At 60.6% G+C, this 13,696-nt stretch carries 11 protein-coding genes; 4 read left to right on the top strand and 7 right to left on the bottom strand.

Annotated features, from left to right (window positions below; all coding sequences use genetic code 11):
- The first annotated feature begins 120 nt into the window (after positions 1-120).
- Positions 121-1,353: a serine/threonine transporter SstT gene (sstT, locus tag JZ00_RS10360; protein ID WP_039589125.1), complete on the top strand. Its 1,233-nt coding sequence runs from the start codon at positions 121-123 to the stop codon at positions 1,351-1,353.
- A gap of 78 nt (positions 1,354-1,431) precedes the next feature.
- On the opposite strand, the gene JZ00_RS10355 is transcribed toward sstT, so the two are convergent.
- The gene (locus JZ00_RS10355) at positions 1,432-1,941 is read right to left on the bottom strand and encodes a DUF1993 domain-containing protein (protein ID WP_039589124.1); all 510 of its coding nucleotides are present in this window, start codon (positions 1,939-1,941) and stop codon (positions 1,432-1,434) included.
- A 129-nt stretch (positions 1,942-2,070) separates the two neighbouring features.
- On the opposite strand from JZ00_RS10355, the gene JZ00_RS10350 reads away from it, so the two are divergent.
- On the top strand, positions 2,071-2,718 hold the full coding sequence (locus tag JZ00_RS10350) for a YceH family protein (RefSeq protein ID WP_039589123.1): 648 nt from the start codon (positions 2,071-2,073) through the stop codon (positions 2,716-2,718).
- Between the two features lie 6 nt (positions 2,719-2,724).
- Here JZ00_RS10350 and JZ00_RS10345 read toward each other — a convergent pair whose 3' ends face one another.
- Positions 2,725-3,546, bottom strand: coding sequence for a shikimate 5-dehydrogenase (locus JZ00_RS10345; RefSeq protein WP_039589122.1), 822 nt, complete (start codon positions 3,544-3,546; stop codon positions 2,725-2,727).
- 246 nt (positions 3,547-3,792) lie between these two features.
- Between JZ00_RS10345 and JZ00_RS10340 the strand changes: the two genes are divergently transcribed.
- The gene (locus JZ00_RS10340) at positions 3,793-4,143 is read left to right on the top strand and encodes a hypothetical protein (protein ID WP_039589121.1); all 351 of its coding nucleotides are present in this window, start codon (positions 3,793-3,795) and stop codon (positions 4,141-4,143) included.
- Positions 4,144-4,231: 88 nt separating this feature from the next.
- Here the strand turns inward: JZ00_RS10340 and JZ00_RS10335 are convergent, their stop codons facing one another.
- The 5 genes from JZ00_RS10335 to JZ00_RS10315 all read right to left on the bottom strand — a co-directional run bounded on the left by JZ00_RS10335 (position 4,232) and on the right by JZ00_RS10315 (position 12,045).
- The gene (locus JZ00_RS10335; RefSeq protein ID WP_039589120.1) at positions 4,232-5,752 is read right to left on the bottom strand and encodes a nucleobase:cation symporter-2 family protein; all 1,521 of its coding nucleotides are present in this window, start codon (positions 5,750-5,752) and stop codon (positions 4,232-4,234) included.
- Positions 5,753-5,890: 138 nt separating this feature from the next.
- The gene (locus tag JZ00_RS10330; protein WP_039589119.1) at positions 5,891-6,712 is read right to left on the bottom strand and encodes an arylamine N-acetyltransferase family protein; all 822 of its coding nucleotides are present in this window, start codon (positions 6,710-6,712) and stop codon (positions 5,891-5,893) included.
- A 117-nt stretch (positions 6,713-6,829) separates the two neighbouring features.
- Complete coding sequence (gene xth / locus JZ00_RS10325; RefSeq protein ID WP_039589118.1) at positions 6,830-7,624, bottom strand: exodeoxyribonuclease III; 795 nt, start codon at positions 7,622-7,624, stop codon at positions 6,830-6,832.
- A 70-nt stretch (positions 7,625-7,694) separates the two neighbouring features.
- The gene (locus JZ00_RS10320) at positions 7,695-10,271 is read right to left on the bottom strand and encodes a bifunctional diguanylate cyclase/phosphodiesterase (RefSeq protein WP_039589117.1); all 2,577 of its coding nucleotides are present in this window, start codon (positions 10,269-10,271) and stop codon (positions 7,695-7,697) included.
- 202 nt (positions 10,272-10,473) lie between these two features.
- Complete coding sequence (locus JZ00_RS10315) at positions 10,474-12,045, bottom strand: sensor domain-containing diguanylate cyclase (protein WP_039589116.1); 1,572 nt, start codon at positions 12,043-12,045, stop codon at positions 10,474-10,476.
- A gap of 349 nt (positions 12,046-12,394) precedes the next feature.
- Between JZ00_RS10315 and JZ00_RS10310 the strand changes: the two genes are divergently transcribed.
- On the top strand, positions 12,395-13,543 hold the full coding sequence (locus JZ00_RS10310; protein ID WP_045156497.1) for a mechanosensitive ion channel family protein: 1,149 nt from the start codon (positions 12,395-12,397) through the stop codon (positions 13,541-13,543).
- Positions 13,544-13,696: the final 153 nt, after the last annotated feature.

The raw sequence follows: 13,696 nt of genomic DNA, 5'->3' as shown, positions 1-13,696 counted from the left end.
GGCTGTGATAAAGTCCGCGGCCTGCAAACGCTCTACCTTCTTTCGGTCCCGTCCAAGTGGCCTGCCGGCTCGTTGCCCCGTTCGGCTGACCGTTACACATAAAAAATCAGAGATACCGTTATGACAGCTGTCTCCCCTTCTCTATTGCACCGCCTCAAAAGCACTGGCTTGGTCACGCAGATCATTATTGGCCTGATCGCCGGTATCGTCCTGGCATTGCTGGCGCCGGACCTGGCGAAATCCACTGAGTTCATCGGCAAGGTTTTCGTATCCGCGCTGAAGGCGGTGGCACCAATCCTGGTGTTCGTGCTGGTCATGGCCTCGATCGCCAACCATAAGCACGGCCAGGAAACCCACATCCGGCCGATCCTGTTCCTTTACCTGCTGGGCACCTTCGCGGCCGCCGTGGTTGCGGTCATTGCCAGCACGTTGTTCCCCTCCAGCCTGGTGCTGAGCACTCAGGACGTCGCGGTCACCGCGCCAGGTGGCATCAGCGAAGTGCTGCAAAGCCTGGCACTGAGCGTCGTCGACAACCCCGTCCGTGCATTGATGAACGGTAACTTCATCGGCATCCTGGCCTGGGCCATCGGCATGGGCATCGCTATTCGCCACGCCGGCCAAACCACGCGCACCGTCCTTGAGGACTTGTCCAATGGCGTGACCGTGATCGTGCGCCTGGTGATCCGCTTCGCCCCGCTGGGGATTTTCGGGCTGGTGGCTTCGACTCTCGCCACTTCCGGCTTCAGCGCCCTGCTCGGCTATCTGCACCTGCTGATCGTATTGATCGGCTGCATGTTGTTCGTGGCACTGGTGATCAACCCGCTCATCGTGTTCTGGAAGCTGCGTCGCAACCCGTACCCGCTGGTGTTTACCTGCCTGCGCGAGAGCGGGATTACCGCGTTCTTCACCCGCAGCTCCGCGGCGAACATCCCGGTAAACCTGGAATTGAGCAAGCGCCTCGGCCTGCATGAGGATACTTACTCGGTTTCGATCCCGCTGGGCGCGACCATCAACATGGCCGGCGCGGCTATCACCATCACGGTCCTGACGCTGGCCGCCGTGCACACCCTGGGCATCGTGGTGGACGTTCCCACGGCCGTGCTGCTGAGTGTCGTTGCCGCCGTCTGCGCCTGCGGTGCTTCCGGGGTGGCGGGCGGGTCGCTGTTGCTGATTCCGCTGGCGTGCAGCCTGTTTGGCATTCCTAGCGAAATCGCCATGCAAGTGGTCGCGGTGGGCTTCATCATCGGGGTGCTGCAGGATTCGGCTGAAACCGCGTTGAATTCGTCTACCGATGTCTTGTTCACGGCAGCGGCTTGCCTGGGCGAAGAAGAGCGGGCGCGTCGCACAGCCTAAGCAATGCGCTGGCTGCGGACAGCCACAAAAAAGCCCGGGACGGCTCACACCGTTCCGGGCTTTTTCATGCCCGCGGGATTAGAACGCGCCCATGTAATCGCGCTTGCCCACTTCCACACCGTTGTGACGCAGCAAGGCGTACGCAGTGGTCACGTGGAAGAAAAACTGCGGCAAGCCGTACGTCAGCAGGTAATTCTGGCCCGTGAAGCGTTTTTCCTTCGGTGTGCCCGGACGGGTCACGATCTCGATGCCTTCCTTGCCATCGATCTGCTCGGCACTGATACCGTCAATGAAAGCCAGCACCTTGGCGATCAGGGCTTGCAGCTCAGCGAAGGTGGTCTCGTTGTCGTCGTACTTCGGCACTTCAATCTCGGCCAGGCGCGCGGACACGCCCTTGGCGAAGTCCACGGCGATCTGCACCTGGCGTACCAACGGGAACATGTCCGGGAACAGGCGCGCTTGCAGGAGCGCATTCGGATCGATGTTTTTCGAGGTGGCGTGGGCTTCGGCCTTGTTCAAGACATCGCTCAGGGCGTTGAGCATCTGCTTGAAAACCGGGACGGAGGCGGCGTACAGGGAAATAGTCATGGCGATCTCATGGAATGGTAGAAGAAGATGAATCAAACGTGGGCGATTATAGCCACGGCTTGTTGCGCACCTTGTCTTTTATTGCGCAAGGATTACGCTAGGCGCCTTCCACAGCATAGGGAACGCGCGATGAGCATCGAAGAACAAGGCCCGGCCGAAGAACCGCGGCTCAACAGCACGGAAATCCGCATTCTCGGCGCCCTGGTCGAAAAGCAGGCCACCAATCCCGAGTCCTACCCTCTCACCCTGAATGCACTGGTGCTGGCCTGCAACCAGAAAACCAGTCGCGAACCTGTGATGAACCTCAATCCGGGACAAGTCGGCCAAAGCCTGCGGGCCTTGGAGGGCCGGGGTTTTACCCGATTGGTGATGGGCAGCCGCGCCGACCGCTGGGAGCACCGGGTCGACAAGGCGCTGGAATTGGTGCCAGCCCAAGTGATCCTGATGGGGTTGCTGTTCTTGCGCGGGCCGCAAACCGTCAACGAACTGCTGACCCGCAGCGGTCGCATGCATGATTTCGAGGACACCGAACAGGTGGTGCACCAGCTGGAGCGCCTGATCGCTCGTGGCTTGGCGCTGTTGGTGCCACGCCAGGCCGGCCAACGCGAAGATCGTTATGTGCATGCCATGGGCGACCCGGCGGACATCGAGGCGATCCTCGCCGCGCGTCAACAGCCGGCCGAACGCAGCACCGCGGGCGGCGTATCGCTGGAACGTATCGAAGAACTCGAAGCGCGAATCGCGGCGCTGGAAGAACGGCTGGCACGGCTGGAATAACGGCGCTTACCCGGCCCGGGCAAATGCCACGGCTTTGTCGAACTGGTCGTGGTTGGGCCGGACCCCGGTGTACAGGACGAACTGCTCCAGGGCTTGGATCGCGATGACCTCCAGCCCTGTGATCACGCGCTTGCCTTGCGCCTGGGCGCGCACGATCAATGGTGTTTCCGAAGGAATCGCCACGACATCGAACACGGTCTCGGCCGCAGCGATGGCGGCGGGCTCGAATGCCAGTTGGTCTGCTTCCGCACCGCCGGTCATGCCGATCGGTGTGACGTTGATCAGCATCTGTGGGCGCCGATCACCCAGTTCGGCTTGCCATTCGTAACCCAAGGAATCGGCGAGGGCCCGGCCAGTGGTTTCGTTGCGAGCCACGATCAAGCCATTTTTGTAGCCACCGTCGCGCAAGGCGCTGGCAACTGCCTTGGCCATGCCACCGCTGCCACGCAGGGCAAACGTGGATTCCTTGGGCACGGCATGGTGCTGCAACAGTTGCGCGATGGCGATGTAGTCCGTGTTGTACGCCTTCAGATGACCGTTGGTATTGACGATGGTGTTGATCGACTGGATGGCCGCGGCGGAAGGGTCCAGCTCATCGACCAAGGCAATGCAGGCCTCCTTGAATGGCATCGACACACCGCAACCGCGGATGCCCAGGGCGCGGATACCGCCCACGGCCCCGGGCAGATCCTGGCTGGTGAATGCCTTGTAATAGAAATTCAGACCCAACTGCTCATACAGGTGATTGTGAAAACGCAGGCCGAAATTGCCCGGGCGTCCCGATAGCGACATGCATAGCTGGGTGTCTTTGTTGGGGGTCATCTGCATGTTCGTCTCCTTCAAACCAATTTCGGATGGGCGGGCGCGCTGTCCCGACCGGTTCATTCGATGATCTGACACCGGGTGCAGCGAGCCGACTCGGCGTCCGGTAAAAAAAACCGCCACAGACCTTACACAATATTTACCCAACGGCGTCGAAAATCCTGGGAAAATCGCTGTCAGAGCAAGTATCCCCGCGCCCCTACTCGGGTCTGCTACAGGCCACAGGCGCCGGGGCCGGAACGAGGAAACGCCATGAAACGCAAACTCCCCATCATCGCCCTGCTCGTGGGGGCACTCGCGGTCACCGGCCAGGCATCCGCCCATGGCCGCGGTGGTTGGGAGGGGCCCGCAGTGTTCGGTGCCATCGTCGGCTCTGCCATTGTCGGCTCCGCGCTCATCAACCGTGACCGGCCGGTGTACGTCCAGCAACCGGTCTACGTGCAGCCACAGCCGGTCTATGTGCAGCAGCCTCCACCGGTCTACTACCAACCGCAGCCGGTGTATATCGAGCAACCGATCTACTATCGCCCGGCCCCGGTGTATTACGGCCCTCCGAGGGGCTATTACTACGGTCCGCCACGTGGGCACTACGGCCGATGGTAAACAGTGCCCCTTGAGCTGAACAAAAAAGCAGCCTGTGATCGATGATCACAGGCTGCTTTTTATTGGGTCAAAATGCCCGTTGCAGGGTCTAGACGTGCTCGCTGCTTTTCAATCGCACCGGGCCATGTTCTGCGGTCGGATGGTCAGGCGCGGCGACCACGGGAATCTCATTGCCGTCGCAGTCGTGCAATTTGCCGTCGCTGAAATAATCCCCCTCGCGCAGCGCCGCCAGATCCTGATAACGCAGCACCCGTTCGGTGCCGGCGGCGAATACCGATTGCTGATCGGAGTTGCCGGCGGTGAAGTGGTTGAAGGCCAGGTTCAGCACGATGGCCATGATGGCCGACGAACTGATGCCGGAATGGAAGATCGTCGCGAACCAGCTCGGGAAATGGTCGTAGAAGTTCGGCGCGGCGATCGGGATCATGCCGAAGCCGATGGAGGTAGCGACGATGATCAGGTTGACGTTGTTGCGATAATCGACCTTCGACAGCGTGCGGATACCGCTGGCGGCGACGGTACCGAACAGCACGATACCGGCGCCGCCGAGCACTGAAGTCGGCACGGCGGCGATCACCCGCCCCATGAACGGCAACAGCCCGAGCACCACCAGGAACACGCCGCCCGTTGCCACCACGAAACGACTCTTGATCCCGGTCACGGCCACCAGTCCAACGTTCTGGGCAAAGGCGCTCTGGGTGAACGACCCGAAAATCGGCGCGATCATGCTCGACAGCATGTCGGCCCGCAAGCCGTTGCCCAGGCGCCGGGAGTCGACCTTGGTGTCGATGATCTCCCCCACCGCGAGGATGTCGGCCGAAGTTTCCACCAGCGTCACCATGATCACGATGCACATCGACAGGATTGCGGCGATATGAAAGGTCGGCATGCCAAAGTGAAACGGTGTCGGGAAGCCGAACATCGGGCCCTCACCCACCGATGAAAAATCCGCCATGCCAAGAAACACCGCGATGACCGTACCGATGACCATCGCCAACAGGATCGATAGCCGGGAAATCGTCGCGCTGCCCATCTTGCTCAGCACCAGCACCAGTACCAGGGTCACGGCGGCCAAGCCAATGTTGGCCATGCTGCCGAAATCCGGTGCATGGCTGTTCCCGCCCATTGCCCAGCGTGCCGCCACGGGCATCAATGTCAGGCCGATGGTGGTGATCACGATGCCGGTAACCAAGGGTGGGAAAAAACGCGTGATGCGGGAAAACACCGGGGTAATCAGCAGGCCGATCAAGGAAGCGGCGATTACCGCGCCGAGGATGGCCTGGAAACCCCCTTCTCCACCGGTGCCGACAATCGCAACCATGGTCGCGACACCAGAAAACGAAACGCCCTGGACCAGTGGCAGTTGGCAACCAAAAAATGGCAGGCCGAGGGTTTGCAACAACGTCGCCAGCCCTCCTGCGAACAGCGAAGCAGCGATCAGCAGACCGATGTCGGCAGCGGACAACCCGGCCGCCTGGCCGATGATCAAGGGCACCGCGACGATGCCACCGTACATGGTCAACACATGTTGCAGGCCGTAAGCCATATTCGCGCCGACGCCGAGGTTTTCGTCCTCGGGCCGTGGGAGTGAAACATGGGGCGTTTTCATGGTTCGGGGATTCCCTGTTTTTTGTTATGCGCACACTGTATTCAAAACTCAGGACAAATGTCCATAGAGTTGTATACAACTTGTTGCGCAAGCGTGACGAACAGGGATTGCAATTCCTAAACCAAAACGGTCAGAACATCATGCCAAAAGTTCTTTAATCGCGGGCCGCAGTAATTCCCGGGGCGGTACGGTGAGGCCGAACTCCGTTTCCAGCAGCGCGATCAGCTCATCGGCGTCGCTGATGGTGCGTCGTTCGCTTTCGTGTCCAATCCGGTGCACGGCATAGCTGTTGCCATTGAGCGTCTTGCGAATTCCCTCACCTGTGCGGGCGACCATCAGCCTGCCCATGAATGGCGATTCAGGGTGGGAGCAGACATACCAATTGCCAACGATGTAGTCGATTTCCTCCTGGCGTTGCAGGTCGAAGAGGTACATCGGGCGCCATTCATCGCCGACCTCGGCGCGCAACATGTAGCCGTCCTGGCTGATGTCGATGCGATACGGTTCGTGAGGCGTGGGCTGGACATCGCGGTTGTCCAGCAAGAGCGGCGCGGTGGGCACCATGCCGCCAAAGCCGACGTCGGTGACATAGCGCACCCCATCCAGCGTCACCACGCTCAAGCGATGGGTACGCGCGGGCCAGGCGCCCTCCGGTGCGTTCATCACGACGCGTCCGGTGATGCCTCGGGCATCGAAGCCCAGCGCCTGCAACAATGCCAGGAACAACTGATTGAGTTCATAGCAATAACCGCCACGACCTTGTTCAAAGACCTTTCGCTCGACCGTCTCCAGATCGATGGGCACAGGCTGGCGCAGCAGCGTCGAGAGGGTCTCGAAGGGAAACTCGGCGGTATGGCGCCATTGAAGCTGGCGCAGCGTATCCAGCGTGGGAGGCGGCGCCGTGTCGAAACCCAGGCGTCGCAGGTAGCGACCGGTATCGCTCAGTCGAGATTGGCTCATGGGGGATATCCTTTCCTGTCAGGAGGCAGGGCTTTCGGTTAGCTCGCTGCAATTGGGCAGGTATAAGGCATTTCCCTGCTACGGACAAATCTGACGAGGGTTGGCCCGCTCGAACCCTCAACGCCGCTTTCGCGAAGACAACCGGATCCAGGTCGGCGCGTGGTCGCTGGGATGCTCCTGGTTCCTGACCCAGGCATCCACGCCCGCATCGCTCAGGTAGGCGCTGGCCACCGGGTTGAGCAGCAGGTGGTCGATGCGCAGCCCAGAGTTTTTTTGCCAGTGCTGGCGGAAGTAATCCCAGAACGTGTAGATCCGCTCTTGCGGATAGAGATGACGCAAGGAGTCGGTCCACCCCTGGTCCAGCAACCGCTGATAACACTCACGGCTTTCAGGCTGCAGCAGCGCGTCCTTGAGCCAGGAGCGCGGGTTATAGATATCCATGTCGGTGGGCACCACATTGTAGTCCCCGGCCAATACCACCGGATGGTCGCTCGCCTGGAGTGCCTGCGCATACTCGATCAGGCGTTCGAACCAGGCCAGCTTGTAGTCGAACTTCGGACCTGGCTGGGGATTGCCATTGGGCAGGTAGAGGCAGCCCACCAGGACGCCATGCACCGCTGCTTCCAGATAACGGCTGTGACTGTCATCCTCTCCTCCTGGCAGGCCGCGTCGGCTCTCCAAAGGTTGCGCATCGCGGGCCAGGATCGCCACACCGTTCCACGACGCCTGGCCATGCCAGATCGATCCGTATCCCACCGACTCCAGCTCCGCGGCCGGGAAATCCTTGTCCGCCGCCTTGAGCTCCTGCAGACAGGCAATGTCGGGTTTTTCCCGCTCCAGCCATTCCAGCAGGTTAGGTAGCCGTGCCCGAATGCCGTTGATGTTGAAAGTCGCAATCCGCAGGTTCTTCATGGGCGAAAATTTCCTGAATGCCAAGACTTAGTTGTGACCGGCGACAGGCCCCACGGGTTGCAACCATCGCTCAGGAACCGGTTCGCGAGAATGACTGGCCGCTTTCGAGCAGGTCGGCGAATGCCTGCTTGTCGATGGGCCGGCTGAGGAAATAGCCCTGGACTTCGTGGCACTCATCCGTGCCCAGTGAACCCAACTGCGCCAGGGTTTCCACGCCCTCCGCCGTGACGGTCAAGCCCATTGCCTTGCCCAGGTTGATGATCGCCTGGACCACCGCCCGGTCGTTACTGCTGTTGCTCATCGAGGCAATGAAGCGCTTGTCGATCTTGATGCCATCGAACGGGTACGTGCGCAGATAACCGAGGGACGAGTAACCGGTACCAAAGTCGTCCATGTTCAAGCGCACCCCCAACTCCTTTAGCGCATTCATCACCTGGAGTGCGCCATCGACGTCGTTCAGCATGACGTTTTCGGTAATCTCCAGTTCGAGGCGACTCGCCGGGAAGTGGGTTTCGATCAATACCTGGCGCACATCCTCGACGACATCACTGCGCTCGAATTGCGCCGGTGACAGATTGACCGAAACCATCAGCGTTCCCGGCCAGGTCAGCGCGGTTTCACATGCCTCGCGCAGCACCCAGCGCGAGAGCGGGACGATCAGGTCGGTTTGCTCGGCCAGCGGGATAAAGGCATCGGGGCCCAACAGTCCCTGGGTTGGATGTTGCCAGCGTACCAGCGACTCGACCGCGACGATCTCCCGACCGTCGACGGTGTAGCGTGGCTGGAAATGCAGGATGAATTCGTTGTTTTTCACCGCTTGGCGCAGGTCGCTTTCCAGCTGGCGACGATGCTGGATCTGATCGTTCATGTGCGAGGCGAAATAGCACCAGGTCTTCTTGCCCTCGGACTTGGCCTGGTACAGCGCGATGTCGGCGCAGCGGATCAACTCGCCCGGCAGGTAGCCTTGGCGTCGGCTCACGGCGATGCCGATGCTCGCGCCAATGTGCAAGGAATGAGACTCGTAGTGGATCGGTTGCTGCAGGCTGTCGATCAGCCGCGTACAGAATCGGTCGATTTCCGAGGTGTGCTCCACGCCGCTGAGCACCACCACGAACTCATCCCCTCCCAGGCGCGCCACCAGGTCCTGTTCGCGGGTACTGTCGCGCAGGCGCTGGGCCACTTCCAGCAACACCGCATCGCCCGCCGGATGGCCCAGCGAATCGTTGATCGGCTTGAAATTGTCCAGGTCCACCATCAGCAGGGCCAATGGCGCGGAATGCTCCTTGGCAATCAACGCGTCGTCCAGATGGCGCGCCAACTTGTTGCGATTCGGCAGTCCGGTCAACGCATCATGCAGCGACAAATGCTGGACCTGAGCGTGGGCAGCTACCTCATCGGTGATGTCGCTGGCCGTGCCACGATAGCCCGTCACGGTCGCCTTGTCGTGGATCGGCCGTGCCGACACCCGACAGAATCGCAATTGCCCGGAATGATCTCGGTAAGAGCAACGCAGGTTGCTGGCGTTCTGTTCTTCGACCAGGTTGCCCAGCCAGGAGGCAATCGGCAACGTATCGCAATACAGCAACTGTTCGATCTCCTGACCCAGCCACTGCTGGTCGGAGAACCCGGTAACGGTGTTGAAGCGACCCGAAAGGTAGGTGATGCGTTGCTGGCTGTCGATTTCCCATATCCAGTCGGACGCCGCCTCCGCCACGGCGCGAAAGCGCTCTTCACTGGCCTCAAGCGCCTGTTTCGACCTTTCCAGGCTGTCGTAGCTGGCATCCACCTGTCGAGCCGTGCGCATGGCATAGCGAAAGAAATAAACGGTGAGCAACGCCAGGATCAGCAGCGCGCCTCCCAACGGTGGCGCGAGCGACCACAGCAGTTGCTGGCCCGGCCGCTCCAGTCGCGAGACCAGGCTGTAGCCGGTATTGTCCAGCGGCACCGCCGGCTGGTCGGGCGCCAATGTGGCGTCTTCCACGAGGTTCAAGTCGGTCAGGCCGTAGCCCTTGCCCAGCTTGCGCAGCTTCACCGGTGTCAGTTGGTCGACGAACAGCAGGATCGATGTCCCCTCTGCGTCGACCTGGGGACGTTCGTCGTTGGGCACGATCACCGAAGCCGTGACGACAGCCGGCCAGCCCTCGAACAAGGTGTAGCGGATCATCGGCCTCGTCAGGTCGGGTTGCGCCTGGAGCTCGTCCACGAGTTTCTTCAGCGGCGCGTCCATATAGGCCGCCGCCTCTGCCTGCACATGCTGCCCCCGCACGACGGCATATTTGGTGCGTTCCCGGTCGATGACAAACACACCCTCGTATTCATCATTGGTGAACAGGGTCTTGCCCATGTTCTGGTCGGCATAGGCCCACTGCACATTGACCTCGGCGTTGAGGTGCTCGTAGGCAGTGGTCCAGAACGCGTAGCTGGTGATGTAGTTTTTCGAGGCGGTGATGCGATTATCGAGGGCACGCTCGATGTAGAAGCGAGTCTCGTCCACGTCTTGCGCATCCAGCTTTTGCGCAATATTGAACAGCGCGGCGACGGCTACCAGCACACCCAGGACGAACAGCCCGCCGAGGGCCGCCACCAGGCGACGGGTGATTGGCGTATGACGGGAGACATCAGGGGGGGTATCGGCAGTGGTATCCATTGACCTGCTCCTATCCTTTCGGCCCGCGGGCTTCGTCGTGCAAGCATCACCGCGTCGAGTGCATTCGACCGTTGCGTTTTCCTAACCTTAGCAGCCACCGTCGCGCCAAATGACGGGCCCACAAAATTTGACGAAAGGGCCTACGCCTCGCCTGCATGATGAGCAATGGACAGTCAGCTGTCGCCGATGATTCCAACGGATCTCAACGATCGGAACGTTCCAGCGCATCGAACGCGCCTTCCCGGGACAAGGCCGCGACACAGTTGCGACCGCTGTGCTTGGCCTGATAAAGCGCCGCATCGGTGCGCTGGATAAACACTTCGGTACTGTCCAGGCTGCTGGGCACGAAGGCATAGCAGCCCAGGCTGACCGTCAGGTAGCCGGAGGGCGAAGCCGAGTGGGTTATATGCTTGTCGATGACGCTGCGGCGGATCTGCTCGGCCAATGCCATGGCGCCGTGCAGGTTGGTGTCGGGCAGCAAGACGGCGAATTCCTCCCCGCCGTAACGCACGGCCAGGTCAGCCTTGCGATGGCAGCAGGCCTTGAGCACCTTGGCCACCTCCGCCAGGCAGTGATCCCCCGCAACATGCCCGTAGGTATCGTTGTAGCGTTTGAAGAAATCGATGTCGAGCATGATCAGGCTCAGGGAGCTGCGCTGGCGGGCGCCTCGACCGAATTCGATGTCCAGGGCGCGTTCGAACAACCGCCTATTCGCCAGGCCGGTCAGGCTGTCGTGGGTAGCGATCAGCTCCAATGCTTCCTGGGCCTTGCGCAAATCCGCCTCGATCCGCTCGCTGTTGCGCACCTGGCGCACGAAGACCCAGCCGAACAGACAAACACCCAACACCACCAGGGCCACGATAAGGCTGGACTGGAAAGCCCTGTCGTACCAGCCCGCCAGGATCGCCTGCTCGGACATCGCGGCGGTCACCACCAACGGATAAGCCTGCAAATGCCGGTGCCCATGTAGCCTGACGATACCGTCGGAAGATGGGCGAAGATCCGTATCGCCGGCACCCATGCTGGCGTGCTGGTGCTCGTATACGTACTCATCGGCAAGCGGACGACCGATCTGTGCTTCATCGAAAGGCCGGCGCGCCAGCAACGTACCGTCGGATAACGCCAAGGCCATTTCGCCCTGGTCGTCGATATTGAAGCTCTTAAAGAACTGATCGAAATAGGACATCTTGATGCCCGCCAGCAGCACGCCCTGGAAGTTGCCCTTCGGGTCATTCAATCGACGGGAAACCGGAATGATCCATTCGCCGTTCTGTCGACTGGGAACCGCTGGGCCAACGTGGGCTATCAACGAGGCGTTCTGCTGGTGGAACTTGAAATAATCGCGGTCTGCGACCCCTGGCCCCCTGTGCAGGCGTTCGAAAGACGTCACGACCCAGTGGCCGTTCTTGTCGAACAGGAACAGGCCGTGCAGTTGCTCGAGGGACTGCACGCGTCGGGCAAAGATCTGGTGCAAGCGTGGACGCGTCGACGGACCGAACCCATCGTCCTGAATCCAGTCCGCAAGGCTGGCAAGTACCAGGTCGGCTTGCAGGAACGTGTCCTGGGCCTGCTGGGCCATGGCGCGGGTGAGGTTGGCCGAGGCGATGCGCGCCGACTCCACGTCATGGCGACGCGATTGCTCCAGTTGCAGGAAGAGCAAACCACAGAGACACAGGCATACGGCTGCAATGAACGCCACCGCGGCCTTGAGCAACGGCAAGCGTTTCAAGGCACCGCCGGGCGCATGGTTCGGATCATGGATGGGGATAGGCAAGCGAAATCCTGGGGAGGGCAAAGCATGAGCGAATCGCTCAAAAGCCCCCAATAATCGGGAGCTTAGCGCACCGCTTGGGGGGCGGCAATTTGCCTTTAGGACTAAGTCGATGGATGGCTGAGTGGATCCAAAAACACTCGCATCTTCTGGCCAATATGACGTTGAAAACAGACCTGGCGCGACGTTTGCCGGAGACCCCTGCACCCATCACACGCTGCCACAGGGCCGGCAATAAAGTTGAACGGCCAAAGCCACGGATGAACTAACAAAGTTCATGGCCCGGCCCGTGCCTTTGCACCGAATCGGCCAGGGCACAACCTGAACAGCAATGGCACAGGTGAACCGACCCATGGATTCAAGCTCCCTCGAAATTTTTACCGACACCCAACTCCTCGGCATTTCCATCGCCAACTGGTTGCTGGCACTCAGCGTGATGACGGTGAGTTTCATCGTCGCCAGGGCCGGCATCGGTTTCCTGCTCAAGAACGTACGGGCCCGGGCACAGAAGCCCGACGCCTACATCAGTCATATCGCGGTGGAGGTGCTGTCCAGCACCAGCAACACCCTGCTGTTGCTGGCCTCGATCCTCATCGGCATCGGCGCTCTGGACCTGCCGGAACGTTGGTTGGGCCGGGTCAGCAGCCTGTGGTTCGTGGTGGCCGCCCTACAAGTGGGACTGTGGGCAAACCGAGCGATCGCCCTGGCGCTGATGCATTATTTTGCGCGCCACAGCCACAGCGATATCCATCAGAAAAGCGCCTTGGCCACCTTGAGCCTATGGGGCGCGAAAGTGTTCCTGTGGGCGGTGGTATTGCTGGCGATGCTCTCCAACCTTGGCGTGAACATCACGGCGTTCATTGCCAGCCTCGGCGTCGGCGGCATCGCCGTAGCGCTCGCCGTGCAGAACATTCTCGGCGACCTGTTCGCCTCGCTGTCCATTGCCGTGGACAAACCCTTCGAAGTGGGCGACTTCATCGTGGTCGGTTCGCTGGCCGGTACCGTGGAACATGTCGGCCTGAAGACCACACGCATCCGCAGCCTGGGGGGCGAACAGATCGTCATGGCCAATGCCGGGATGATCAGCACCACCATCCAGAACTACAAGCGCCTGCAGGAGCGCCGAATCGTCTTCGAATTCGCCCTGCCCCAGGAATGCTCGACCGAACAACTTCGGCAAGTGCCTACCATCGTCGAGAACATCATCAAGGCCCAGGAAAAAACCCGCTTCGACCGCGCGCATTTTCGCAGTTTCGGCGAAAGCACGCTGGAATTCGAAACGGTCTACATCGTGCTGGACCCCAGCTACAACGTCTACATGGATATCCAGCAGGCAATCAACTTGGGGATGATGGACGAATTCGCCAGGATTGGCGTGCGCTTCGCCATGCCGTCCCGCGCCGTGCATGTGGCTTCGTTGCCCGAGATGCCGGAGCGAATGACCAGAGGACATGACGCAGCCTCTGGGCAAACGGCTCCGTCATTTCGGGCCCAACATTGATCTGCCGGACCCGCATTGGAGGATCACGTTACACGTCCTGGGGTGAAGCAAGACGTCACGTCCGATAGCATTCTCCGCCGGTAAGCCAATGGCGTACATTAGCTATGATTTTTAGAACGCCATGCGAGCAATTGTCTCCCGCTCGGAAGACGT

This window comes from Pseudomonas frederiksbergensis (assembly GCF_000802155.2).
In the GTDB taxonomy this organism is placed as follows: Bacteria; Pseudomonadota; Gammaproteobacteria; order Pseudomonadales; family Pseudomonadaceae; genus Aquipseudomonas; species Aquipseudomonas frederiksbergensis_A.
The sequence above is the reverse complement of the archived record's forward strand: the minus strand, read 5'-3'. Positions and strand labels throughout refer to the sequence as shown.